Origin of the sequence: Paraburkholderia sp. SIMBA_030 (genome assembly GCF_046535245.1) — a bacterium.
GTDB lineage: Bacteria > Pseudomonadota > Gammaproteobacteria > Burkholderiales > Burkholderiaceae > Paraburkholderia.
This window is the reverse complement of the sequence record NZ_JAWRXB010000025.1, coordinates 1-25,362: the sequence shown is the minus strand read 5'-3', so window position 1 is coordinate 25,362 and position 25,362 is coordinate 1. Positions and strand designations below refer to the sequence as shown.

The following is a 25,362-nucleotide window of genomic DNA, read 5'->3' as shown; positions in this document are numbered from 1 at the left end:
GTAAAAGCAGCCGGATTGCGCCGGAGTACTGCGGGCTTCCTCTGATCACCCGCCTGATCGTCACACACGGACGTAGGCAGCGAGCGTCTCGGGAAGCAGCGGTTTCATTACGTGCACGCCGTCGACCGCATAGGGCCGAAGCAGGGCGTTGCGCCAGAATTCCTGTTGGGGCAGTTCGGTCAAGCCTGCCAGGGCGACCAGAATCAGCACCAGAACGACCCCGCGCAGGAGGCCGAACATCAAACCAAGCGAGCGGTCGATGCCGCTCAAGCCCGATACCTGCACGATGCGGCTCAGCAGCGCATTCAGCACGCTCGCCAGCACCACCACGCCGATCACCACCAGCGCGAACGCCAGCAGCCATTGGGTCAGCGCGCCGCCCGGCCACGTGGCAGGAATAAACGGCACAACGTATCCGACAAAGCGGCACGCAATGAAAAACGCCGCGATCCAACCGATCAGCCCGAATATCTCGGACAAAAAGCCGCGCCATGTGCCGCGCAAGGCCGACAAACCGATCACCGCCATTACAGCGTAGTCGAAGGCGGTGAACATCGCTCGCTTACTGTGCAGCGCCGTTGTTCGCGCCCGACGTCAAGCCGGCCTCGCGAACCTTCGCAATCGCGGCGCTGGCCGCTGCACGATCGGCAAACGGGCCGGCGCGCAAAAGCGTGCGGGTCGCGCCGTCTGCCTGCTTCCGACGTTCGGTATATGCGGGCACGCCGGCCGCTTTCAACCTGGTTGCCCAACTGCGCGCGCTGGCGTCGTCCGGAAAGACGCCGAGCTGCACGGCGAAGCGGCTGCCGGGCGGTGACGCGGGCGTGCCGGAATCGGCGTCGGCGCTTGCGGCGGTGCTGTTCGTGCTGTCCTCGCTCGGGGCCGGAACGTTCGCTGCGCTATGCGCGGTCTGCGGTTTCGCGGGTTTGGCGGGTGTCGGCGCCGCAGGAGCCGTGTTAGCCACGACGGCCGGCGCTTGCGGTTTGGCGGCGGGCTTCGCTGCGCTCGTTGCCGCGTTCTGCTGCCTGGTGGCGCCGGACTGGCTTTGCGTGACGGCCGTTGCCGGTGCAGCCGGCGCAAGGCCGGAAGCGGCGAGTGCCGGGTCCGGCGCCGGATTGTCAGGTGCTACACCGGCCTGCGTGTCTTCGTCGGCCTTGCTGGCCTTCGGCGCGGGGCGGCTCGGGATGTCGATGGAGATGTCGTCTGTGACGGGCTTAGGATGCGAATCCAGCACCATCGGCAGCACGACGACCGCTGCGACGACCAACGCGATCGCGCCAACGAGCCGGCGCCGCGCACGCTGCTTTTCAGGCAACGTGGGGTCGAGCAGCATCGCATCGGCGTCCACGGCGCGCTCCGTGCGGCGGGTTCGCCGCTCCACGCGTTCGCCACGGGCGGCACGAGTGGAATTGGTATTTGCGCCACGCCGCGAGGGCGTGTCGTCTTTCTTGCCGAACGAGAAAATTCCCATGAATCGCTTGGTTCGAGCCTGGCGCCCGTTCAGTGTTGCTGCGATTTACGGTAGGCCATCACGCCTGCTACCGTATAGAAACTGCCGAAAACCACGATTCTATCATTCTCCGACGCTCGGTTTAGCGCGTCTTGGAAAGCCTCTGCCGGCGTTGCGTAGCGCGTCACACTGCTATCGGCGCTGTCGCTCACGCCCTGCTCGCGCAATGCGGTTTCGAGCTCCTCGGCGCAAGCCGCACGCGGCGTCGGCAAATCGGTCACGCACCAGTGGTCGATTTCGCCTTTCAGGTGGGCCAATACGCCGGCAATGTCCTTGTCGCGCATCGCGCCGAACACGGCGTACGTGTACGGGAAAAAGCCCATATTGCCGAGGTTTTGCGTCAGCACGGCGGCGGCATGCGGATTGTGGCCGACATCGAGCACGATGGCCGGCTTGCCGGGCAGCACCTGGAAGCGCCCCGGCAATTCGACGTTGGCAAGGCCGAGCCGAATGTCCTGCGCCGAAACCGGCAAACGGTCGCGCAGCGCTTCGAGAGCGGCGAGCGCCGCCGACGTGTTGATCAACTGGTTCGCGCCTCGCAGCGCCGGATAGGCGAGCGCCGAGCGGCGCATCGTCGGACCCACATAGCTCCATTGCTGGCGCTCGCTGCCCGCCTGCCCTTCGTAGCGGAAATCGCGCCCGAATAGCCACAGTTCGGCGCCGATCTGTTCGGCATAATCGATCAGCGTTTGCGGCGGCACCGGATCGGCGCAGATCGCCGGTTTGGCCGCCCGGAAAATGCCGGCCTTTTCGAAGGCGATTTTCTCGCGCGTGTCGCCCAGATAATCGGTGTGGTCGATATCGATGCTGGTAATGATCGCGCAGTCCGTGTCGAGGATGTTAACCGCGTCCAGGCGGCCACCGAGGCCCACTTCGAAAATCGCCGCATCGAGTCCGCGCGAAGCGAACAGACTCATGATCGCCAGCGTCGTGAATTCGAAATACGTCAGCGTGACCGGTTCAGCGAGGCTCAGGCGCGCGGCTTCAACTGCTTCGAAATGCGGCAGCAGATCGGCATCGCTCGCGGTTTCGCCATTCACGCGCGCCCGCTCGTTGAACGACAACAGATGCGGCGACGTATGGCAGCCGACCGTGAAGCCCGCGCGCAGCAAAATCGATTCGAGGATTGCGCAGGTCGAACCCTTGCCGTTCGTGCCGCCGACCGTGATGACCGGACACGCGAACGACAACTGCATCGCGTCGCGTACCTTGGAGATGCGAGCCAAACCCATGTCGATGCCGACCGGATGCGCGGATTCAAGGTGCGTGAGCCAAGCGTCGAGAGTGGGGAATGTGGTCATCGAAAACTACGAATAGGAGTGCGGGCAGCCGTAGCGGCGTCACGAGACCGTGATTATCCCGGAAATGACAGCGCGCCGCTTGATGACTCTCGCGGCGCGCTATTTTTTGACTGCTTTTCGTACTACCGCCGCGCTTCGAAGGCACGGCGCTGATTAATGCCTTGGCGAGCTTTGGCGAATCGATACAGCCACTTCGCTTATCGCTTACGCGATTACGCGACGGCGTCAGCCGGCTGGCGGCTCAGCAGCGCCATCAGTTGCGCGAGTTCTTCACGCAACTTGCGACGGTCGACGATCATATCGATCGCGCCCTTTGTCAGCAGGAACTCGGCGCGCTGGAAGCCTTCGGGCAGTTTCTCGCGCACGGTTTGTTCGATCACGCGCGGGCCGGCAAAGCCGATCAGCGCCTTCGGTTCCGCGATCACCACGTCGCCGAGGAAGGCGAAACTAGCCGAGACGCCGCCCATGGTCGGGTCGGTCAGTACGGAGATGAACGGCAGTTTGGCTTCGGCCAGCCTGGTCAGCATGGCCGTGGTCTTGGCCATTTGCATCAGCGACAGCAAGCTTTCCTGCATCCGCGCGCCGCCCGAAGCGGTGAAGCAGATGAACGGCACTTGCTGTTCCAGCGCGTTCTGTGCGCCGCGCGCGAAACGCTCGCCGACCACCGAACCCATCGAGCCACCCATAAACGAGAACTCGAAGCACGCGACCACCACCGGCAGCGTGTGGATTGCGCCACCCATCACGACCATTGCGTCGGTTTCGTCGGTGTCGTCCATCGCCTCTTTCAGGCGCTCGGGATATTTGCGGCTGTCTTTGAACTTGAGCGCGTCGACCGGCACGATTTCCTGGCCGATTTCATAGCGGCCTTCCGGATCGAGCAGGCCGTCGAGCCGCTCACGCGCGCCGATGCGCATGTGATGGTCGCATTTCGGGCAAACATGCAGATTGGCCTCGACGTCGTTGCGGTACAGCACGGCTTCGCACGACGGGCACTTGATCCACAAGCCTTCCGGAATCCCCTTGCGGTTCTTCGGATCGGTTTGCTTGATTTTCGGCGGCAGCAGCTTATCGAGCCAGCTCATATTGAATCCCTCTGGGGTCTACGGTTGCGCAAACGGCGGGACGAACCCGCCGCTCACACTACAGAAGACAAAAAATAACTGTTATCGGTCAGTCGCAACGCTGTCCAGCGCCTCGCGCACTTCGGCGACGAAACGCGTGAGCGTCTCGGCAGCGGTGTCGGGCGCGGCTTGTTCGAGCAATTGCACGATACGGCTGCCGATCACGACGGCATCGGACACGTCGGCCACCGCACGCGCCGTTTGCGCGTCGCGGATGCCGAAACCGACGCCCACCGGCAGCGGTACGCGCGACTTGATGGCCGGGATTTTACTCGCGATGCTGGAAACGTCCAGATTTGCCGCTCCGGTCACTCCTTTGAGCGACACATAATAGACGTAGCCGCTGGCGATTTTGCCGACTTCCGCGATGCGCTCGTCCGTTGACGTAGGCGCAAGCAAAAATATCGGATCGATGCCGGCGGATCGCATCTGTTCAGCGAAGCCAGCACACTCTTCGGGCGGGTAATCGACCACCAGCACGCCGTCTACGCCCGCTTCCTTCGCGGCCCTGGCGAACGCTTCGATGCCCATGCGCTCGATCGGATTGGCGTAGCCCATCAACACGACCGGCGTCTTGTCGTCGGTTTCACGGAAGCGCTTGACGTCGGCAATGACATGGCGCAGCGATACGCCGTGCGCCAGAGCGCGCTCGGACGACTGCTGGATCACGGGACCGTCGGCCATCGGGTCGGAAAACGGCACGCCAAGTTCGATCACATCCGCGCCGCCGGCGGCGAGCGCATGCATGAATTCGACCGTGCGAGCCGGATCCGGATCGCCGGCCGTCATGAACGGAATCAGCCCTTTCTTACCCTGTGCGGACAGCGCAGCAAACATGTTCTTGATACGGGACATGGAATATTCTCGGATTTGGGCTACTGCGCGCTTATTGCGCCTCGGTTTGCCGTTCAATTTCGGCTGCAACCGGCCGGGCAACAGCGGAAGCCGCTGCGACCGCGCTAACGCGTTCACGCGCTATCGCGCAGTAACTTTCATTGATCTCATAGCCGACGAATTCGCGCCGCTGACGGGCGCAAGCGACTGCGGTGGTGCCGCTGCCCATGAAGGGATCGAGCACGCGCCCACCCTTCGGACAGCTTGCCAGCACCATACGCTCGACAATCTCCAGAGGCTTCTGGGTCGGATGATCGACGCGTTCGGCGTGCTGCCGATGCAGTCGCGACACCGACCAGACATCCTTCGGATTATAGCCAAGCTCCAGCCACTTGCTTCCTTCGAACAACTTACGCGAACGCGCCTTCTTCGTGACGGCATCGTACGGGATGCGGACGGGGTCGAGATCGAAGTAATAATCCTTCGACACCGCGAAAAAACCAATGTTGTCATGCACCGACGTGAAACGGCGCACCGTTCCGCCCATGCTCGGCACGCGCCGGTCCCAGATGATTTCGTTGATCATCGTGAGCTTTGTCTTCAGGAAACAGAAGATTTCCGGCGCGTACTGCCATGTGCAGAAGATATACAGCGAACCCGACGGCTTGAGCTTTGGAATGGCCAGCTCGAGCCAACTGCGTGTCCAGGCGAGAAAATCGTCGCCGGAACGCATGTCGGAGTCGTTGCCATAATCCTTGCCGAGCCCATAAGGCGGATCGCAAAGGATCAGGTCGATCGACCCGTCGGGAATATTCGCCACATCGGTCAGAAAATCGCGGTTCAACAGCTGGATGCCCGCAGGCACCTGCGGCAACAAAGATGCAGGCACCTCGGCCGCCATGATGCCGGCGGCCGGGTCGGTTTCAACCGCGGGCTGGGGCTCGTCGAACTCGTCGCGCATCGTCGCGGCGCTCAGAACTGGATACCCGATCGCTCAGCGACCGTGTGCATGTCCTTGTCGCCGCGGCCCGACAGATTGACCAGAAGGTACTTGTCCTTCGGCAGCGTGGGCGCGAGTTTCGCGGCGTAGGCCAGCGCATGGCTGGATTCCAATGCCGGAATGATGCCTTCGATGCGGCAGCAATCGTGGAAGGCTTTGAGCGCTTCTTCGTCGGTGATGCCGACGTATTGCGCGCGCTTGCTGTCTTTTAGCCACGCATGCTCGGGGCCGACGCCCGGGTAGTCGAGGCCTGCCGACACCGAATGCGTCTCGATGATCTGGCCGTTCTCGTCTTGCAGCAGATAAGTCCGATTGCCGTGCAGCACGCCCGGGCTACCGCCGATCAGCGACGCCGCGTGACGGCCGGTTTCCAGGCCGTCACCCGCCGCTTCGACGCCGATCAACTGCACCGATGTGTCGTCGATGTACGGATAAAATATACCCATCGCATTCGATCCACCACCAACGCACGCGATCACAGCGTCCGGCTGGCGGCCGACCAGCTCCGGCATCTGCACCTTGCACTCATCGCCGATCACGCGCTGGAAGTCGCGCACCATCATCGGATAAGGATGCGGTCCCGCCACCGTACCGATGATGTAGAAGGTGTTTTCGACGTTCGTGACCCAGTCGCGCATCGCTTCGTTGAGCGCGTCCTTCAACGTCCGCGAGCCTGACTCGACCGGCACGACGGTCGCACCGAGCAGCTTCATCCGGTACACGTTGGCGGCCTGGCGGCGGACGTCTTCGGCGCCCATATAGACGACGCATTCCATGCCGAAGCGCGCCGCAATGGTCGCCGTTGCGACGCCGTGCTGGCCCGCGCCGGTTTCCGCGATCACGCGCGGTTTGCCCATACGCCTCGCAAGCAGCGCCTGGCCGATCACGTTATTGACTTTGTGAGCACCGGTGTGATTCAGGTCTTCGCGCTTCAGGAAAACCTGCGCGCCGCCGAGCAGTTCGCTCCAGCGTTGCGCGTGATAAATCGGCGACGGACGGCCAACGAAATACTTCAGTTCGCGCTCGTATTCAGCGACGAATTCCGGGTCTTTCTGATATTTCTCGTACGCGGCGCGCAACTCGTCGAGCGCGTGAACCAGCGTTTCAGCGACGAACACGCCGCCATACTGGCCAAAATGGCCTCTTTCGTCAGGCAAGTTATACATAACGATCACTCTTCTCAGTGTGGTGCGCGGCGTTCATGCGAGAAAGCCGTGCCACCAGAATCATTCGGCGTCCGCTTCGCGCACTGCGCGTACGAACGCCGCCATCCGGGCGTGATCCTTCACGCCCTTGGCGCCCGGCACTTCGATGCCGCTCGAGACATCGACCGCGTACGGGCGCACGCGATGGATCGCGTCACTGACGTTTTGCGCGTTCAACCCACCACTCAAAACGGCCCGACGCGCGAGTTCTGCTGGAATAAGTGACCAATCGAAAACCTTCCCGCCGCCGCCATAGCCTTCGACATGGGTGTCGAACAGAAGGCCGCTGGCAGCTGAATAGTTAAGCGCCGATTTTACCAAATCTGCGGGTTGAGTATCCGTCGCGATGCGCAGCGCGCGCAACCAAGGCAAACCCGCAAAGCTGGCGAGCGACTCGCACTGCTGCGCGGTCTCATCGCCGTGGAATTGCAGCAGTGTAAGCCCGACATTGCTTACGACTGCGCGGACCCAGTCCGGCGTGGCGTTGACGAACAAGCCGACTACCGATACGAACGGCGGCACGTCGTGCACCAGTTCGACCGCCTGCGCCACGCTGACCGAGCGCGGGCTGGGCGGATAGAACACGAGGCCGATCGCGTCGGCGCCGAGGTCGATCGCGTGCGTGACATCTTCAGGCTTCGACAAGCCGCAGAGCTTGATGCGTGTGCGGCGCGGCGCGGCTTGATGCGGTGCGCCGGCTTGGGTTTCGGCCGCCAGGTTTTTGGTTGAATTCATGATTCCGGTTGCTCGCTCCACACGGTATGCCACGGCACGCTGCCGGTCTGCGGCGCGGGCACGGCGAATTGCTCAGGATAGCTCACCTGCGCCAGGTACAGGCCGTCGGGCATGAAGGTCGGCGCGGCGCAATCGCGATCGCCGCTGGCAAGAACTTCGGCCATCCATTCGACCGGATGGCGTCCGCGGCCGACAGCGACGAGACATCCCATCAGGTTGCGCACCATGTGATGCAGGAACGCGTTCGCTCGAAAACGGAAATGGATGAAGTCGCCCTGTTGCCGCAAGTCGATCTGATACAGATACTTGACCGGCGTTTTCGCCTGACATTGCGACGAACGGAACGCAGAAAAATCGTGTTCGCCGATCAGGCAGACAGCGGCGGCTCGCATCGCGTCGACGTCGAGCGGCGTGTGCACCCAGCCGGCCCGCGTGGCCAGCATCGGCGAGCGCACCGGGTTCACGTACAGCACGTAATAATAAGTCCGCTCGAACGCCGAGAAACGCGCGTGGAACTCGTCGGGCATCGGCTTGGCCCACTGCACGGCGACGGTATGCGGCAGAAACGCGTTGGTGCCGCGAACCCATGAAAAATCCGCGCGATCGAGTTCGGTATCGAAATGCACGACCTGGCCGAGACCGTGCACGCCCGTATCCGTACGACCCGCGACGACCGTTTGCACCGGCGTCTGCGCGAACTCGCGAAGCGCCCGTTCGAGCTCGTCCTGCACCGTCTTGCCGTGCGGCTGCGATTGCCAACCGTAGAATGCCGAGCCGTCGTACTGGACGCCTAAAGCGATACGCTTCTTCACGACAACGGTGCGAGCGTCGAGAGCAACGTGCGGGCTTCGGTGCGCGTAGCCGGATCGTTCGCTTCGATCACTTCGTTGATGAGCACGCGCGCACCGGACAGGTCGCCGAGGTCGATGTATTCGGCGGCCAGATCGAGCTTGTTGCGGGCGATGCGCTTGAGATCGGCCTGCGTGAAGGCCGGCAGCGGCTGAGCGGGGCTCGGCGGCAACTCGAGGTCGAAGTCGAGGTTCAGCGCGCCGAAGCCGGCCGCGCCGAGGCCCGCAACCGCTGCGGGGCCTGCGATGCCGGCGGCGACTTCATTGGCGATATGCGGGGTTTCGTCCGGATCGTGAGGCGCAACGGCCTCGCGCGCGGTAGATTCCTCGGGCGCAACCGGCTGGGTCGGGAGCGATGCGGGCGCAGTCACGTCGGCAGCTGTCGATTCGACGCGCGGCGGCAATGGCATGTCGAGGCTGCTGAAGGCGTCGACGGCGTCGTGCGGGAATTCGGTCGGCGCCGCCAGCGCGGGCTGAGCTTGCGCGGCGGGAGCCTGCTCGAAGTGTGGTGCGCTCGCGGGCGCCGTGTCCTCTGACGAGAACGGCGCTGCGGGCGCCGAATGCGTCGTCGACGCGTCGCCGTCCGGTTGGCCGAACGGCGAAGTCGTGTGCGGCTCGACGTACGGCTGCGCGAAATCGACTGCCGGTTGCGGCGCGTTCAGATCGTCGTGCGGCTTCGTGAGCGGCGCAGCTGGCTCGTCCCATTGCAAACGGTGGGGCGGCGGCTCCTCTTGATGCAGGACCTCGCTGACCGGCTCGAGCGGCGTCATCGGCAACGCTTCGGCGCCGAGTTCGGCGGCAGCTGCGAGGCTTGCGACTGTGGTCGCGCCGTCGAAGTTTTCGTGATGAGCCGGCGGAATGGGTTCGGACGTCAGGCCGCCGTGTGCGGCTGGCGAAACATCGGGGTTCGGTGGCACTGGCTCGAAGGGCGCTGGCGCCGATCGGTGTTCTTGCCAGGGGTGCTCAGACGCGGCAGGCTCTTGCGCCGGGAAGGGGGCGCCGGTCGTGTCGGGTTGGTGGGCCGCTGCTTCGCGCTCTGCTGTCGCACGTTCCGCGGCCTCACGCTCTGCTGCCGCCAATGCCGCCGCTCGCCGCGTCGCCGCGTCTTCGCTCACGTCTGCCGATTCGCTCACGGGAAGCTGTTCGCGCGACGAAGCGATCTCCTGCGCGCCAGCCGCTTGCGCCGAAGCCGTCACGTCATCATCTGTACGTGTAGCTTCAGCCGCGGCAATCCCCTCGCGCTTGCGGCGACGCAGTCGCAAAGCCGCCAGTAACGCGACCAACGCTGCGCCAACCGCCGCCGCCACGCTCAAATTCGTTTGCGACATCGCGGGTTCGTTCGACGTGGAAACCGCCGCACCGCTCTGACTGGCCACGACCGCCGCGGACGACGCCCCCACCGACGGCTGCGCGCCGGTCGAGGCGGTGCCCGTCGCTGCCGTCGAACCGCCGATGCCGTGCTTCTGCAACTCCATCAGCACACGGTTTTTCAGCGCAAGCAATTGCTGCAAGCTGGACACTTGGGCATGCGCTTGCGACGCCGGCCGAGCGACCGTCGCGGAAGCAGCCGTACCGCCTGGCACCGATGGCCCTTCGGCCGACTCGCTGGCGGAAGACTGGATCGACCCGGACCACGCCTGCGAACCGCTGGCTGGCAACGCGGCCGAAGCTGCCGCCTGCGAACCCGCTAGCGGCGCGGACGAAACCGCGCCCGCCACGGCTGCGCCACCCGCCGACACCGCGCTCGCCCCCGGCGTCGCGGGGTTTGTTTGAGGTGCTGCACTGGCCGCGCCTGTCACTGCGGGCGTTGCGGGCGCCGCAGCGTGGGGCGCGGCGCTTGCCGGGCTCGCTGCGGCGGCATTGACCTGCGCTCCCCCGCCCGCCGCACCAACCGCCGCTGCCGCGTTCGACGCCGAGGCAGGCGCAGATGCAGCAACAGCCGCAGCCCCCACACTCGCCGTAGAAGCCGCCAAGGCCCCTGACGCATCCAGCGCCGGCACCGTCAACACCGCACCCATCCGCATCCGGCTCGGGTCGTGGCCCATGAAGGCATTCGGGTTCGAATCGAATAACGCGTGTGAGGCGCGCGCGAGCGTCGCCCGGTCGTGCGATTGCGTGACGGCAATCGCCACGTCGTTCAGCGACTGCCCAGGCCGAACCGTATACTGACTGCCCGCGGCGTATGACGTGGACGCGGAAGCCGACGCGCCCTCCGGCGCGCTCGCGGCGTCGCCGGGCGCTGCCAACGCGTTACCTGCGCCGGCGCCAACGCCGGCCAACGCAAAAGCCAAAGCAGCCGCGGCCGCCAACCGGCCTGCACGTTGATGAATAAACATAGCCCGAAGGGAAGAGAGTCGAAGGTTCATCGGGACTCCTGGCGCATCAGCGCGCAGCCCTTGTTTGCGGTTGGAAAGAGACAAGATAATCGGGGCACATAATGAAAAAAGCGTCGCGGGAAACGCGACGCTTTTTGAGTTTTCTACGCGTCGTGAGCGCGTAGTTTACTTTACTTGTCGAGCACAATGCGCAGCATGCGACGCAGCGGTTCGGCCGCGCCCCACAACAGCTGATCGCCGACCGTGAAGGCCGACAGATATTCGCCGCCCATTGCCAGCTTGCGCACACGGCCGACCGGCACCGTCAGCGTACCCGTCACCACGGCGGGGGACAGATCGCGCATCGACGCTTCGCGTTCGTTCGGCACGACCTTGACCCAGTCGTTGCCCGACGCGAGGATGCTGTTCACTTCGTCCAGCGGCACGTCCTTGTTCAGCTTGATGGTCAGCGCCTGCGAGTGGCAGCGCATGGCGCCGATCCGCACACAGAGGCCATCCACCGGAATCGAACCCGGCGTGCCCATGGCCGGCTTGCCGAGAATCTTGTTGGTTTCGGCGCCGCCCTTCCATTCTTCTTTCGACATGCCGTTGCCGAGATCCTTGTCGATCCAAGGGATCAGCGAGCCGGCGAGCGGCACGCCGAAGTTGTCCGTCGGCATACGGTCGCTGTTCATCGCGCTCAGCACACGGCGGTCGATGTCGAGAATCGCCGACGACGGGTCAGCCAGATCTTCCTTGGCCGCGCCGTACAGCGTGCCCATTTGCTGCAGCAGTTCGCGCATGTTTTGCGCGCCCGCGCCCGAAGCGGCCTGATACGTCATGGCCGTCATCCAGTCGACGAGGTTTTCGCGGAACAGGCCGCCCAGCGCCATCAGCATCAGGCTGACCGTGCAGTTGCCGCCGATGAAATTCTTCTGGCCCTTGACCAGTGCATTCTTGATCACGTCGAGGTTGACCGGATCGAGAATGATGACCGCGTCGTCCTTCATGCGCAGCGACGAAGCCGCGTCGATCCAGTAGCCGTTCCAACCCGCTGCGCGCAGCTTCGGGAACACTTCATTGGTGTAGTCGCCGCCCTGGCAGGAGATGATCGCCTCGCACTTCTTCAGGTCGTCGATGCTTGTCGCATCTTTGAGCTTGGTCTCGTTTTTGGCGAACGACGGCGCGTTGCCGCCCGCATTGCTGGTGCTAAAAAACACCGGTTCGATCAAGTCGAAATCGCCTTCCTGCTGCATACGTTGCATCAGGACGCTGCCGACCATGCCGCGCCAACCTACGAGACCTACGTTCATGACTTCATACCCTTCGAGTGGAAACTTCCCCGCATCTTTGCCCGCAGTGACCGCGCGGGGAAGATGAGCGGGCACGACGGACGATCAGCGCTTCGTGATCGTTTTCGGGGTAATCGTTTTGGTGGTAATGGCGAACTCAACCACACGGGCCGTTTTGCCGTGCTGGTTGGAAATCGAGGAGATTTGAGAGATCCGCGCCATCGTCACAATATACACGAAAACCGGAATCCGGCGACGTCATTGTCCGCCGCTGTCGCCCGTATTACGCGTGAATTGACCTGTTTTCGAGGCCAATCCACGTTTTAAAGGCCCGTTTTGAGGGCCTAACTACCGCTTAGGCTTAGAGCGCTGTAAAGCGCTTTACAGCGCGGCGACGACTGCATCGCCCATTGCCACGGTGCCAACCTGCTGGCAGCCCGGCGTGAGAATGTCGCCGGTGCGGAAGCCTTGTTCCAGCACCTTTTTCACCGCGTTTTCGATGCGGTCAGCCTGTTCCGCCTTATTCAGCGAATAACGCAGCATCATCGCGGCCGAGAGAATCGTGGCCAGCGGATTCGCCACGCCCTTGCCGGCGATATCCGGCGCGGAACCGTGCGACGGCTCATACAAGCCCTTGTTGTTCTTGTCGAGCGAGGCCGACGGCAGCATGCCGATCGACCCCGTCAGCATCGCGGCTTCGTCGGAGAGGATGTCGCCGAACATGTTGCCGGTCACGATCACGTCGAACGACTTCGGCGCCTTCACCAGTTGCATGGCCGCGTTGTCGACGTACATATGCGACAGTTCGACGTCCGCATATTCCTTCGACACGTCGATCATCACGTCTTTCCAGAACTGCGACGTTTCGAGCACGTTGGCCTTATCGACCGACGTCAGCTTCTTGCCGCGCTTTTGCGCCGCCTGAAACGCGACGTGCGCGATACGGCGCACTTCGGGCTCCGAATAACGCATCGTGTCGAAACCTTCCTTCGAACCGGCAAAGAGGCCGTCCGGCGCTTCGCGCACGCCGCGCGGCGAGCCGAAGTAGATGTCGCCGTTCAGTTCGCGCACGATCAGGATGTCGAGACCCGAGACGATTTCCGGCTTCAGCGACGAAGCGCCCGTCAGTTGCGGATAGCAGATCGCCGGACGGAAGTTCGCGAACAATTGCAGGTGCTTGCGCAGACCGAGAATCGCCTGCTCCGGACGCAGCGCGCGTTCGAGCGAGTCGTACTTCCAGTCGCCGACGGCGCCGAACAGGATCGCATCGGCTTCTTTAGCCAGCGCGAGCGTCGAATCGGGTAGCGGATGACCCTTCGCTTCGTAGCCCGCGCCGCCAACCGGCGCTTCTTCGAGTTCGAACTTTTCGCCGAGCACGTTCAGGACCTTGACGGCCTCCTTGACGATTTCGGGACCGATGCCGTCGCCCGGCAAGACTGCGATCTTCATGCGAATTTCCTTGATGATTTTCTTCGAGACTTCTGAGCTTGAATCAGCGAACGGGATCTGGTCCCTTACGTCTTTAGCCGACGATGCGGTGATTCAGCCACGGCTGCTTCGCGATTCGCTCCGCTTCGAACTGGCGAATCTTGTCAGCGTGGCGCAGCGTGAGGCCGATATCGTCGAAACCGTTCAGCAGGCAGTATTTACGGAAACCTGCGACCTCAAACGGATATTCGGTGCCGTCGCCGACGCGCACCACTTGCGCTTCCAGGTCGATGGTCAACTGGAAGCCATTGAACGCGTACGTTTCGTTGAACAGGTGATCGACTTGCTGTTCGCTCAGCACGATCGGCAGCAGGCCGTTCTTGAAGCAGTTGTTGTAGAAAATATCGGCGAAGCTCGGCGCGATCAACGCGCGAAAACCGTATTGCTGCAACGCCCACGGTGCGTGCTCACGCGAGCTGCCACAGCCGAAGTTCTTGCGCGCCAGCAACACCGACGCGCCTTGATAGCGCGGCTGGTTCAGCACGAAATCCGGATTCAGCGGACGCTTCGAATTGTCCTGACCCGGTTCGCCGTGGTCGAGGTAACGCCATTCATCGAACGCATTCGGCCCGAAACCCGTGCGCTTGATCGACTTCAGGAACTGCTTCGGAATGATCGCGTCCGTATCGACGTTCTCGCGATCGAGCGGCGCCACGACGCCGGTGTGTACGATGAATTTATCCATGACGCTTACGCCTGTTTCAAGACCGGGCGATGCGCGCGGCAGCTGCCAGGCTGACCGCCGCATCGCCGGCAAAAATCGAAAACCGCTTATTTGTCAGCGTGGTTGCTGATCGAATTGCCGAGGTGCGACATGTCCTCGCCAAATCCGTGCACCGTGTTGCAGCCGGCCAGACCGAGCAGCAATACAGCCAGCGTGCCGAGCGCGAAGCGGTGCAATAGAGTGGTGCGATTCATGTTCTTCATCATGCGAATTATCCAAGCTTGCGAATATCGACAAAATGCCCTTCGATGGCTGCAGCCGCAGCCATTGCGGGGCTCACGAGATGGGTACGGCCACCGGCGCCCTGACGGCCTTCAAAGTTACGATTCGACGTGGACGCGCAACGTTCGCCCGGATCCAACCGATCGGCGTTCATGGCGAGACACATCGAGCAACCTGGTTCACGCCATTCGAACCCGGCATCGGTAAAGACCTTGTCGAGGCCTTCGCGTTCCGCTTGCGCCTTGACCAGACCCGAACCCGGCACGACCATCGCCAGACGGATATTCGGCGCGACGCGGCGGCCGAGCTTCTTCACGACGTATGCCGCCGCGCGAATGTCTTCAATGCGCGCGTTGGTGCACGACCCGATGAAGATTTTATCCGGCTTGATGGATTCGATCGGCGCGTTCGGTTCGAGCGCCATGTACTTCAGTGCACGTTCCATCGCGTCGCGCTTGACCGGGTCCTTTTCGCGTTCCGGATCCGGCACGCGGCCGTCGATTGCCGTGACCATTTCCGGCGACGTGCCCCATGTGACTTGCGGCACGATCTCAGCCGCGTTCAGCTCGACCACGCGATCGAATTGCGCGCCTTCGTCCGAGTTGAACTGCTTCCAGTACTCGACCGCGTGATCCCACTCGACGCCTTCCGGCGAGAACGGACGGCCCTTCAGGTAATCGATCGTGATGTCGTCCACGGCAACCATGCCGGCGCGCGCGCCCGCTTCGATCGCCATGTTGCAGACCGTCATACGGCCTTCCATGGACAGCGAACGAATCGTCGAGCCGCCGAATTCGATCGCATAGCCGGTGCCGCCGGCCGTGCCGATCTTGCCGATGATCGCGAGCACGATGTCTTTTGCGGTACAACCGCGCGGCAACGGGCCTTCGACCTTCACCAGCATGTTCTTGCTCTTCTTTTGCAAGAGCGTTTGCGTGGCCAGCACGTGCTCGACTTCCGACGTGCCGATGCCATGCGCCAGCGCGCCGAACGCGCCGTGCGTGGACGTGTGCGAATCGCCGCAGACGATTGTCATGCCCGGCAGCGTAGCGCCCTGCTCCGGCCCGATGATATGCACGATGCCCTGACGCAGGTCGTTCATCTTGAACTGCGTGATACCGTAGGCGTCGCAGTTGCTGTCGAGCGTATCGACCTGCAGCTTCGAAACCGGATCGGCGATGCCGTGGCTGCGGTCCGTGGTGGGCACATTGTGATCGGATACCGCCAGATTCGCGCTGATGCGCCAGACCGGGCGCTCTGCCAGCTTCAGGCCTTCGAACGCCTGCGGGCTGGTGACTTCGTGCAGCAGGTGGCGGTCGATATAGAGAATCGTCGTACCGTCTTCTTCCGTGTGGACCACGTGCGTGTTCCACAATTTGTCGTAGAGAGTCTGTGCCATGGTATGCGGGGTAGTAATGACTGCGGGCTGACTGTGTTCGGTCGATTATGCCACGCAGTAGCCCGCTTTGGGTCCCTCCCTTAGGGAGAAAACCGATAAAAAACATGGAGTTGGGTGGTAGTGGCGATACCTGTATTGGTGTTACCCGGCAGCGGAATGCGCGACGGCGGCCCCATGCGCCGCCAAGCTTATATGTCGTCAACGCTCGAAATCGAAGCCGAGTTGGGCGCGGCGGATGGGCGCAGGGACCGCACACCGGCTTGACGGAACGGCACCGCGCGACACGACGCACCACAAAAACAAAACGCCCCAACGATAAACCCGTTGGGGCGTTTCCAATCAGCACAGACTCTGCGCTCATTCGCAGCAAACAAACCGCCGCGAACCACGCAGACTCAAACTCGATCAACGTTGCGCGAGCGGCTTCGCTTCACGTTGCGTGTCGCCGATGAACAGCTGACGCGGACGGCCAATCTTCTGTTCCGGATCGGCGATCATTTCGTTCCACTGTGCAATCCAGCCGACCGTACGCGCCATCGCGAAGATACACGTGAACATCGACGTCGGAATGCCCAGCGCGCGCTGCACGATGCCCGAATAGAAGTCGACGTTCGGGTAAAGCTTGCGCGACACGAAGTATTCGTCTTCCAGTGCGATCTTTTCCAGCGCCATGGCCAGCTTGAACAGCGGGTCGTCGTGCAGGCCCAGCTCTTCCAGCACTTCGTGGCAGGTTTCGCGCATCAGCTTCGCACGCGGATCGTAGTTCTTGTACACGCGGTGACCGAAGCCCATCAGCTTCACGCCCGAGTTCTTGTCCTTGACCTGCTTGATGAACTCAGGAATGTTGTCGACCGAGCCGATTTCTTCCAGCATGTTCAGTGCGGCTTCGTTCGCACCGCCGTGCGCCGGACCCCACAAGCAAGCGATACCCGCAGCGATACACGCGAACGGGTTAGCGCCCGACGAACCGGCGAGACGCACGGTCGAGGTCGACGCGTTCTGCTCGTGGTCGGCGTGCAGGATCAGGATACGGTCGAGCGCGCGCACCAGCACGTCGTTGACCTTGTACTCTTCGCACGGGTTCGAGAACATCATGTGCATGAAGTTCGCGCTGTACGACAGGTCGTTCTTCGGGTACGCAAACGGCTGACCGATGCTGTACTTGTACGCCATCGCGACCAGCGTCGGCAGCTTCGCGATCATGCGAATGGCCGACACTTCACGGTGACGCGGATTGTTGATGTCGAGCGAGTCGTGATAGAACGCCGACAGCGCGCCGACCGCGGCGACCAGAATCGCCATCGGGTGCGCGTCACGGCGGAAGCCACGGAAGAAGAAATGCATTTGCTCATGCACCATCGTGTGCTTCGTGACGGTGCCCACGAATTCCGTGTTCTGCTGTGCGTTCGGCAGCTCGCCCTTCAGCAGCAGGTAGCAGGTTTCGAGGAAGTCGGCGTTTTCCGCGAGGTTGTCGATCGGGTAGCCGCGGTACAGCAGCTCGCCCTTGTCGCCGTCGATGTACGTAATCGCCGAATTGCAGGCCGCCGTCGACATGAAGCCCGGGTCGTACGTGAACTTGCCGGTCTGGCCGTACAGTTTGCGGATGTCGATCACGTCCGGGCCGAGGGTGCCCTTGTAAATCGGCATTTCAACGCTCGGCGAATTGTCGCTGAACGATAGCGTGGCTTTAACATCTGACGGGGTCATGGCACATCCTCAATCGAAGTATGGAAACAGGGTTTCGATAATTTGCACGCCTGGAACAACGGACAAGCGGGGCGCTCAAGCTGCTCAAGCGTTTCGCAGCAGCTCCAGCACCCGGATCACATCCGGGTCGGCAAGGTCGCCCTCTGGTTCCTTGCGCACGAGCAGCAAGTCCATCAGGTCGTTATCGCTCAACTCAAGCAGGCGGGTGAGTGCGCCTACATCAGCGTCGCTGAGGTCATGCTCATATCGGCTGAAAAAACGTTCAAAGATCAGATCGTTTTCCAGCAAGCCGCGCCGCGCGCGCCAGCGAAGGCGCGCGCGGCGAAGAGGGTCGGACTGATGCGATGTTTCGTTCATCCTAGACTGCGCGGCGAACCATCAATTCCTTGATCTTGCCAATTGCCTTGGTCGGATTCAAGCCCTTCGGGCAGACGTCGACGCAATTCATGATGGTATGGCAACGGAACAGACGGTACGGATCTTCCAGGTTGTCGAGGCGTTCACCGGTCGCTTCGTCGCGGCTATCCGCGATGAAACGATAGGCTTGCAGCAGGCCCGCCGGACCGACGAACTTGTCCGGATTCCACCAGAAGCTCGGGCACGAAGTCGAGCAGCTTGCACACAGAATACATTCATACAGGCCGTCCAGCTCGTCGCGTTCTTCCGGCGACTGCAGACGTTCCTTTTCCGGCGGCGGCGTATCGTTGATCAGGTACGGCTTGATCGAGTGATACTGGTTGAAGAACTGCGTGAAGTCGCAGATCAGGTCGCGCACGACGGGCAGGCCCGGCAGCGGACGCAGCACGATCTTCTGCGGCAGGTCGTTCATGTTCTGCAAGCAGGCCAGACCGTTCTTGCCGTTGATGTTCATTGCGTCCGAACCGCACACGCCTTCGCGGCACGAGCGGCGGAACGACAAGGTTTCGTCCATCGCTTTCAGCTTGAGCAGCGCGTCGAGCAGCATGCGTTCGTGCGAGTCGATCTCGATCTCGTACGTTTGCATGCGCGGTGCTGCGTCCTTATCCGGGTCGTAGCGGTAAATTTCAAATGTACGCTTAGCCATTTCTGAATTCCTTTGACTTGTGCCTTAGAAGGTCCGCGCTTTCGGCGGAACCGATTCGACGGTCAGCGGTTGCATGTGAACCGGCTTGTAGTCGAGGCGATCGCCTTCGCTGAACCACAGGGTATGGCGCAGCCAGTTTTCGTCGTCGCGATGTTCGAAGTCGTTTTGCGCGTGCGCGCCGCGGCTTTCCTTGCGCGCTTCGGCGGAAACCATCGTGGCGCGTGCCACTTCGATCAGGTTCGCCACTTCCAGCGCTTCGACGCGTGCGGTGTTGAACACCTTCGACTTGTCCTTCAGGTGGATGTTGTCGACACGTTCAGCCACTTCGCGGATACGCTCGACGCCCTCGGCCAGCAATGCCGAAGTACGGAACACGCCGGCGTGCGCCTGCATCGTGGCACGGATGTCGTTCGCGACGTTCTGCGTGTATTCGCCCGACGAGGACCTGTCCAGCTTGTCCAGACGCGACAGCGCGAAATCGGCGGCGTCGGCCGGCAGCGGCTTGTGCTCCTTGATTTCCTTCACGTGCTTGACGATGTGGTTGCCGGCCGCGCGGCCGAACACGACCAGGTCGAGCAGCGAGTTCGTACCGAGACGGTTTGCGCCGTGCACCGACACGCACGAGCATTCGCCCACTGCGTAGAAGCCGTTGACCGGCTCTTCGTGACCGCGCGACGTCCCCACGACCTGCCCGTGAATGTTCGTCGGAATACCGCCCATCTGATAGTGGATGGTCGGCACGACCGGGATCGGTTCCTTGATACAGTCGACGTTCGCGAACTTCAGCGCGATTTCGCGGATCGACGGCAGACGCTTCATGATCGTCTCGGCGCCGATGTGCGACAGGTCGAGCAGCACGTGATCCTTGTTCGGACCCACGCCGCGGCCTTCCTTGATTTCCTGGTCCATCGAACGCGAAACGAAGTCGCGCGGCGCCAGATCCTTCAGCGTCGGCGCGTAGCGTTCCATGAAACGCTCACCGTTCGAGTTACGCAGAATGCCGCCTTCGCCGCGCACGCCTTCGGTAATCAGCACGCCCGCGCCGGCCACGCCGGTCGGGTGGAATTGCCAGAATTCCATGTCTTGCAGCGCGATACCCGAACGCGCAGCCATACCCAAGCCGTCACCGGTGTTGATGAACGCATTCGTGGAGGCCGCGAAGATCCGGCCAGCGCCGCCCGTGGCGAACAGCGTGGTCTTGCCTTCGAGGATATAGACGTCGCCGGTTTCCATTTCCAGCGCGGTCACGCCGAGCACGTCGCCGTCGGCGTCGCGGATCAGGTCCAGCGCCATCCATTCGACGAAGAACTGCGTCTTTGCCGCAACGTTCTGCTGATACAGCGTGTGCAGCAGCGCGTGACCGGTACGGTCCGCAGCCGCGCAAGCGCGTTGCACCGGCTTTTCGCCGTAGTTCGCGGTGTGGCCGCCGAACGGGCGCTGATAGATCGTGCCGTCGGCGTTACGGTCGAAAGGCATGCCCATGTGTTCGAGTTCGTAGACTGCGTGCGGCGCTTCACGGCACATGAACTCGATCGCGTCCTGGTCGCCGAGCCAGTCGGAACCTTTGATCGTGTCGTAGAAGTGATAGTGCCAATTGTCTTCGCTCATGTTGCCGAGCGAGGCGCCGATGCCGCCTTGGGCAGCCACCGTGTGCGAGCGCGTCGGGAACACCTTGGACAGCACGCAAACCGACAGACCGGCGCGCGCGAGTTGCAGCGAAGCGCGCATCCCCGAGCCGCCTGCGCCGACGATAACCACGTCAAACTTGCGACGCGGCAGAGAATTCTTGATTGCAGCCATTCTTTTACACTCTCCAGAGAATCTGCGCAGCGTAGCCCGCACACGCGAGCAGCCAGACGATCGTCAGCGCTTGAAGAAACAGGCGCGTGCCAACGGGCTTCACATAGTCCATCCAGATGTCGCGGATACCAACCCACGCGTGATAGAACAGCGAGAGCAGTGTGACAAACGTGGCGAGCTTCATCCATTGCGTCGCGAAGATCGACGCCCAGCCGTCATACGAGAAATCGCGCGCGCCGAAGAACCATGCGAGCAGGATGACCGTATAGACGGCCATCACACAGGCGGTAATGCGCTGGGCGAGCCAGTCGCGCAGACCGTAATGTGCGCCGACGACGAGACGCTTCGGACCGATTCGGTTATTAGCTGCCATTTTTTAAAAGACTCCGAACAGTTTTGCGGCGAATGCAATCGTAAGAAGCGACGACACGACGAGGACCACGACGGAAGTTTGCTTGCCACCTTCCTTCGTCACTGCACGGTGCGTGTCCATCACCAGGTGACGGATGCCGGCGCAGAAGTGAAACAGGAAGGCCCACGCGAGAACGAGCGTGATGAGCTTGACGACGATGTTGGAGAGGAAACCTTTGAAGACTTCGAAACTCAGTTCGGAAGTCAGGCTTTGATCGAAGAGGTACAGCAGGAACGGAAGAAAAACAAAAAGCAGACCACCGCTTAAGCGGTGCAAGATCGACACTCGCCCCGCTAGCGGGAGACGGTATGCCGTCAATATCTGCCCGATACCGATGTTCCGGAATTCCGGCCTCGGTTTTTTTACGGCTTCAGCCATGCTAGACCCCTACTATGTAGTCACACTAATCCGCGATTTTAGCGCCTTTTTATATCGCGCTGCAGCGAAAACCACTACAGGTCCGTTACAGCATGCGCGATAAAGGCGCCTTCAAACAGGCGCGCGCGTGGGACGCTGCGCCATCGTTCAGCCCGACTCAGCTTAGGTCGTTCTGATAGTAATACCCGGTTGTGACATACCAACCACGCCGGACTTCAACCGGCCGGTCCCCGTATGTATAGGACACGCGCTCCACCGACAGCAGCGGAAAGCCCGCCGGCACATTCAATAGATCAGCCACTGAAGGGTCGGCCGCGACCGCGCGGATTTTCTCTGTTGCGCGGATCATGCGTGTGCCGAATTCAGTCTCGAACATTGCGTAGAGGGGACCTTTATACTCCGACAGGCGTTCGAGCGTGAGCCCGCGGAACACGCCGCCGGGCAGCCAGATTTCGTCGAGTACGGTGACTTCGCCGTCGAACTGCAGCAAGCGCTTGACCAGCACCACCGGATCGGCGGGCTTCAGATCGAGTTGCCGGGCGATGTCCGCCGAAGCGCGCAAGCGCCGGCATTCGAGCAGGCGGCTGACGTGCGGATGTTCCGCGCCGTCATCGGCCAGTAACCGGAGGAAGCGAAATTGGGCGCGATCTTCGTTGTGCGTTGCAACAAAAGTGCCCTTGCCCTGGCGGCGCACCAGCAGGTTGTCGGCGGCAAGCTCGTCGATTGCTTTGCGCACCGTTCCCTGACTGACCTTGTATCTGGCCGCCAATTCGACTTCACTAGGAATGATCTCGCCGGGTTTCCATTCGCCGCTTTCGAGGCTCTGCGTAATCAACCCCTTGATCTGCTGATACAAGGGGCTGAAAGTGGGCGATGCAGTTGGCGCGGCAGCGGATACACCCTCGCCTGCGGCCCCTTGGCCGCTCGGATTCATGGTGTTCGCCGGGTTCGAAGTCATCCGCGCATTTCATCATAAAGGGCTGGGCCGCGTCTAGGGTTTTCCCCGCAACAGATATGTCTTATATAAGACATAAGATAATGTTGACTTTGCGACGTCCGACTCCTACACTCCTTGTCGAGCAAGGGTTTGCGGGGTTTTCGGCGGCTGTTTTGTGCAGCGCCGCGACGCGCCGGCGGCCATTCTGCACCATGCTGTTCCCACGCAGTCCAGGTTTCGATTCGCCGCCATTGTCTGGTCAGACGCTTGCCGAAACGCGCTGTTTACAGGAGCCCGCACCGTGCAGCGGCTTCCCGGCGCCTTTTATGCCCCGCTCCCGCTCGGTGGTACAGGTTTCCGGCATGGCGGTCTCGACGCAGCGCGCTGTACAGCCCCGATAAAAATCCAGGGCCGTACGCGAACAGTGAATTCCGCCGTGTTTCACAACGCTTCGCTGAACGCGCATATAGAATGGCGTTTTCCCTAGCGTCTAACGCATCGTCCTGGAGATTTCTCAATGGCTAAGCCCGCAAAGCGCGTTGCCGTCACCGGCGCCGCAGGTCAAATCGCTTACTCCCTGCTGTTCCGCATTGCCAATGGCGATCTGCTCGGCAAGGATCAGCCGGTGGTCCTGCAATTGCTCGACCTGCCGCAAGCGCAAGCCGCCGTCAAAGGCGTCGTGATGGAACTGGATGATTGCGCATTCCCGCTGCTGTCGGGCGTCGTGATCACTGACGATCCGAAGGTCGCATTCAAGGACGCCGACGTCGCTCTGCTGGTCGGCGCCCGTCCGCGTTCGAAAGGCATGGAACGCAAGGATCTGCTATCGGCGAACGCCGAGATCTTCACGGTCCAGGGCAAGGCGCTGAATGAAGTCGCCAGCCGCGACGTGAAGGTGCTGGTGGTCGGCAACCCGGCCAACACCAACGCATACATCGCGATGAAGTCGGCGCCGGATCTGCCGAAGAAGAACTTCACCGCCATGCTGCGTCTGGACCACAACCGCGCGCTGTCGCAACTGGCTGCCAAGTCGGGCAAGCCGGTCGCTTCGATCGAAAAGCTGGCTGTATGGGGCAACCACTCGCCGACCATGTACCCGGACTTCCGCGTCGCAACGGCAGAAGGTCAAGACCTGACCAAGCTGATCAACGACGAAGAATGGAACCGCAACACGTTCATTCCGACCGTCGGCAAGCGCGGCGCCGCGATCATTGAAGCGCGCGGCCTGTCGTCGGCAGCTTCGGCAGCTAACGCAGCGATCGACCACGTGCGCGACTGGGTGCTCGGCACCAACGGCAAGTGGGTCACGATGGGTATTCCGTCGGACGGTTCGTATGGCATTCCGGAAGACATCATCTACGGTGTGCCGGTTACGTGCGAAAACGGCGAGTACAAGCGCGTCGAAGGTCTGGAAATCGACGCGTTCTCGCGTGAAAAGATGGACGGTACGCTGAACGAGCTGCTCGAAGAACGCGACGGCGTTCAACACCTGCTCGGCTAAGCGTCTGATGCAGACGAACCGGAACTCCGTGGCGTCATCGCGGCGGGTTCCGGTTTTTTACGTGCGAATGGCAGGTACGGCGCTTCGCCAAGCCGACATTCGCAGCTGATCCGAACGCGTTTTGCGCGGCTGCTTGACGATGACCGAGCAGAGCGTGTTCGAATCAGACTTTACTTAAACATTACCCACGCCCCTGACGCCGAAGATGCGCGCCCTCACACCCGCCGAAGTGCTGTTTGACGGCGAAGCGCCGCCCGCTGTGCTGCCTGCCTGCGATCACTACGCCGGCAGCGAGAAGCTGATGCTGAAATCGCTCGCATTGCAGCAGCAACTGGGCCCGGTGTTCGACATCACACTCGATTGTGAAGACGGCGCGCAGGTCGGCCGCGAAGCGGAACACGCGGAGCTGGTCGCGTCGCTGCTGGGCAGCGAACATGACCGCTTCGGCCGCGTCGGCGTGCGGATCCACGACTTCGGCCACCCGCACTGGCGTGACGACGTCCACCTCATTCTGCGCGCCGCAAAGCGAGCGCCCGCTTACATCACCCTGCCGAAGATCCGCAACGTCCCCGATGCCGCCGAAATGGTCGCGTTCATCGAAGCGACGCGGCGCGAACTCGGCATCGCTCAACCTGTGCCGGTACAACTGCTGGTCGAAACACATGGCGCGCTGACGCGCGTGTTCGATCTGGCCGCGCTGCCCGGCGTGGAAGCGCTGAGCTTCGGCCTGATGGACTTCGTCTCCGCGCACGACGGTGCAATTCCCGATACCGCAATGCGCTCGCCCGGCCAGTTCGATCATCCGCTGGTGCGGCGCGCGAAGCTTGAGATTTCGGCGGCCTGCCACGCGCATGGCAAGGTGCCGTCGCATAACGTCAGCACGGAAGTGCGCGACATGAGCGTGGTCGCCAGCGACGCCGCCCGCGCCCGCAACGAGTTCGGCTACACGCGGATGTGGAGCATCCATCCCGCGCAGATCGAAGCGATCGTCTCCGCGTTTGCACCGCGCGACGAAGAGATTGTCACGGCCACCGAAATCCTGCTGGCTGCGCAGTCCGCGCAATGGGGACCGACGCGCCATCACGACACGCTGCACGACCGGGCCAGCTATCGCTACTACTGGTCGGTGCTGCGCCGCGCGCAATCCACGGGCCGCGCCGTCCCGCAAGACGCCGTGCCGCTCTTCGTGAAAGTGGGCGCTAACGGGCAATCCGCATCATGAGCACGATGGCCAACGCGGCAGCCGGCGCGGCGGTGCTGGACGGCGCCCACGCGCGTCGTGCAACGGAACCAGGCCATGGCCTGTCGCAGCGGCATGCAGGCGTCGAACGCGCCGTGCAATGCATGGTTCAGCCAGAAGCAACGAGCAGGCACAACGGAGATTGCGGGAGATGAGCGAGACAACGCAAACCGCCGGCACACAAGGCGGTCCCGGCTTCAAACCGAAGAAATCCGTCGCGCTGTCCGGCGTGACGGCGGGCAACACCGCACTTTGCACGGTCGGCAAGACCGGCAATGACCTGCACTATCGCGGCTACGACATCCTCGATATCGCCGGCGCCTGCGAATT

24 protein-coding genes and 1 pseudogene are annotated in these 25,362 nt (G+C 62.2%); 3 read left to right on the top strand and 22 right to left on the bottom strand.

The genetic code is table 11. From position 1 onward, the window contains the following. Positions 1 to 60: 60 nt before the first annotated feature. The 22 genes from SB772_RS33180 to SB772_RS33075 all read right to left on the bottom strand — a co-directional run bounded on the left by SB772_RS33180 (position 61) and on the right by SB772_RS33075 (position 22,312). Positions 61 to 555 (bottom strand): CvpA family protein, encoded by a 495-nt coding sequence (locus SB772_RS33180; protein WP_410837366.1) that lies wholly within the window; start codon positions 553 to 555, stop codon positions 61 to 63. 7 nt (positions 556 to 562) lie between these two features. Further along, a complete protein-coding gene (locus SB772_RS33175) occupies positions 563 to 1,468 on the bottom strand; it encodes an SPOR domain-containing protein (RefSeq protein WP_410837365.1) in 906 nt (301 codons plus the stop codon). A gap of 29 nt (positions 1,469 to 1,497) precedes the next feature. Next, the gene (folC, locus tag SB772_RS33170; protein ID WP_410837364.1) at positions 1,498 to 2,808 is read right to left on the bottom strand and encodes a bifunctional tetrahydrofolate synthase/dihydrofolate synthase; all 1,311 of its coding nucleotides are present in this window, start codon (positions 2,806 to 2,808) and stop codon (positions 1,498 to 1,500) included. A gap of 212 nt (positions 2,809 to 3,020) precedes the next feature. Further along, complete coding sequence (accD, locus tag SB772_RS33165; RefSeq protein WP_410837363.1) at positions 3,021 to 3,893, bottom strand: acetyl-CoA carboxylase, carboxyltransferase subunit beta; 873 nt, start codon at positions 3,891 to 3,893, stop codon at positions 3,021 to 3,023. A gap of 81 nt (positions 3,894 to 3,974) precedes the next feature. Next, a complete protein-coding gene (gene trpA / locus SB772_RS33160) occupies positions 3,975 to 4,787 on the bottom strand; it encodes a tryptophan synthase subunit alpha (RefSeq protein WP_410837362.1) in 813 nt (270 codons plus the stop codon). Between the two features lie 31 nt (positions 4,788 to 4,818). Continuing rightward, positions 4,819 to 5,727, bottom strand: coding sequence for a DNA-methyltransferase (locus SB772_RS33155; protein WP_410837361.1), 909 nt, complete (start codon positions 5,725 to 5,727; stop codon positions 4,819 to 4,821). A gap of 11 nt (positions 5,728 to 5,738) precedes the next feature. Then, entirely contained in the window at positions 5,739 to 6,932 is a 1,194-nt protein-coding gene (gene trpB, locus SB772_RS33150; protein ID WP_341317143.1) for a tryptophan synthase subunit beta, read from the bottom strand. A gap of 60 nt (positions 6,933 to 6,992) precedes the next feature. Then, on the bottom strand, positions 6,993 to 7,706 hold the full coding sequence (locus SB772_RS33145) for a phosphoribosylanthranilate isomerase (RefSeq protein ID WP_410837360.1): 714 nt from the start codon (positions 7,704 to 7,706) through the stop codon (positions 6,993 to 6,995). Then, positions 7,703 to 8,518: a tRNA pseudouridine(38-40) synthase TruA gene (gene truA / locus SB772_RS33140; RefSeq protein WP_410837359.1), complete on the bottom strand. Its 816-nt coding sequence runs from the start codon at positions 8,516 to 8,518 to the stop codon at positions 7,703 to 7,705. Before truA ends, SB772_RS33145 begins: the two co-directional genes overlap by 4 nt. Next, complete coding sequence (locus tag SB772_RS33135) at positions 8,515 to 10,920, bottom strand: FimV/HubP family polar landmark protein (protein WP_410837358.1); 2,406 nt, start codon at positions 10,918 to 10,920, stop codon at positions 8,515 to 8,517. The genes truA and SB772_RS33135 overlap by 4 nt, the downstream gene beginning before the upstream one ends. Positions 10,921 to 11,060: 140 nt before the next feature. Beyond that, positions 11,061 to 12,182 (bottom strand): aspartate-semialdehyde dehydrogenase, encoded by a 1,122-nt coding sequence (asd, locus tag SB772_RS33130; protein ID WP_012428637.1) that lies wholly within the window; start codon positions 12,180 to 12,182, stop codon positions 11,061 to 11,063. Positions 12,183 to 12,542: 360 nt separating this feature from the next. Next, on the bottom strand, positions 12,543 to 13,610 hold the full coding sequence (gene leuB, locus SB772_RS33125; RefSeq protein ID WP_410837357.1) for a 3-isopropylmalate dehydrogenase: 1,068 nt from the start codon (positions 13,608 to 13,610) through the stop codon (positions 12,543 to 12,545). A gap of 73 nt (positions 13,611 to 13,683) precedes the next feature. Beyond that, complete coding sequence (gene leuD / locus SB772_RS33120) at positions 13,684 to 14,334, bottom strand: 3-isopropylmalate dehydratase small subunit (protein WP_410837356.1); 651 nt, start codon at positions 14,332 to 14,334, stop codon at positions 13,684 to 13,686. 86 nt (positions 14,335 to 14,420) lie between these two features. Further along, on the bottom strand, positions 14,421 to 14,579 hold the full coding sequence (locus SB772_RS33115) for an entericidin A/B family lipoprotein (RefSeq protein WP_410837355.1): 159 nt from the start codon (positions 14,577 to 14,579) through the stop codon (positions 14,421 to 14,423). 5 nt (positions 14,580 to 14,584) lie between these two features. Next, complete coding sequence (leuC, locus tag SB772_RS33110) at positions 14,585 to 15,994, bottom strand: 3-isopropylmalate dehydratase large subunit (RefSeq protein ID WP_410837354.1); 1,410 nt, start codon at positions 15,992 to 15,994, stop codon at positions 14,585 to 14,587. Positions 15,995 to 16,399: 405 nt separating this feature from the next. Then, complete coding sequence (gltA, locus tag SB772_RS33105) at positions 16,400 to 17,701, bottom strand: citrate synthase (protein ID WP_410837353.1); 1,302 nt, start codon at positions 17,699 to 17,701, stop codon at positions 16,400 to 16,402. Between the two features lie 84 nt (positions 17,702 to 17,785). Next, on the bottom strand, positions 17,786 to 18,058 hold the full coding sequence (locus SB772_RS33100; RefSeq protein ID WP_410837352.1) for a succinate dehydrogenase assembly factor 2: 273 nt from the start codon (positions 18,056 to 18,058) through the stop codon (positions 17,786 to 17,788). A gap of 1 nt (position 18,059) precedes the next feature. Beyond that, positions 18,060 to 18,764, bottom strand: coding sequence for a succinate dehydrogenase iron-sulfur subunit (locus tag SB772_RS33095; protein WP_054034792.1), 705 nt, complete (start codon positions 18,762 to 18,764; stop codon positions 18,060 to 18,062). Positions 18,765 to 18,788: 24 nt separating this feature from the next. After that, positions 18,789 to 20,564, bottom strand: a complete 1,776-nt coding sequence (sdhA, locus tag SB772_RS33090) for a succinate dehydrogenase flavoprotein subunit (RefSeq protein WP_410837351.1) — start codon at positions 20,562 to 20,564, stop codon at positions 18,789 to 18,791. 4 nt (positions 20,565 to 20,568) lie between these two features. Continuing rightward, a complete protein-coding gene (gene sdhD / locus SB772_RS33085; protein WP_410837350.1) occupies positions 20,569 to 20,937 on the bottom strand; it encodes a succinate dehydrogenase, hydrophobic membrane anchor protein in 369 nt (122 codons plus the stop codon). Between the two features lie 3 nt (positions 20,938 to 20,940). Then, positions 20,941 to 21,354, bottom strand: a complete 414-nt coding sequence (gene sdhC, locus SB772_RS33080) for a succinate dehydrogenase, cytochrome b556 subunit (RefSeq protein WP_410837349.1) — start codon at positions 21,352 to 21,354, stop codon at positions 20,941 to 20,943. A 157-nt stretch (positions 21,355 to 21,511) separates the two neighbouring features. Beyond that, on the bottom strand, positions 21,512 to 22,312 hold the full coding sequence (locus SB772_RS33075; RefSeq protein ID WP_410837348.1) for a GntR family transcriptional regulator: 801 nt from the start codon (positions 22,310 to 22,312) through the stop codon (positions 21,512 to 21,514). 496 nt (positions 22,313 to 22,808) lie between these two features. Here SB772_RS33075 and SB772_RS33070 point away from each other — a divergent pair, with 496 nt between their 5' ends. The 3 genes and pseudogenes from SB772_RS33070 to SB772_RS33060 all read left to right on the top strand — a co-directional run. Next, positions 22,809 to 23,792 (top strand): malate dehydrogenase, encoded by a 984-nt coding sequence (locus SB772_RS33070; RefSeq protein ID WP_341317156.1) that lies wholly within the window; start codon positions 22,809 to 22,811, stop codon positions 23,790 to 23,792. 205 nt (positions 23,793 to 23,997) lie between these two features. Then, entirely contained in the window at positions 23,998 to 25,014 is a 1,017-nt protein-coding gene (locus SB772_RS33065) for an HpcH/HpaI aldolase/citrate lyase family protein (protein WP_410837347.1), read from the top strand. A gap of 169 nt (positions 25,015 to 25,183) precedes the next feature. Then, positions 25,184 to 25,362: pseudogene (locus tag SB772_RS33060) on the top strand (2-methylcitrate synthase); the annotation flags it as partial.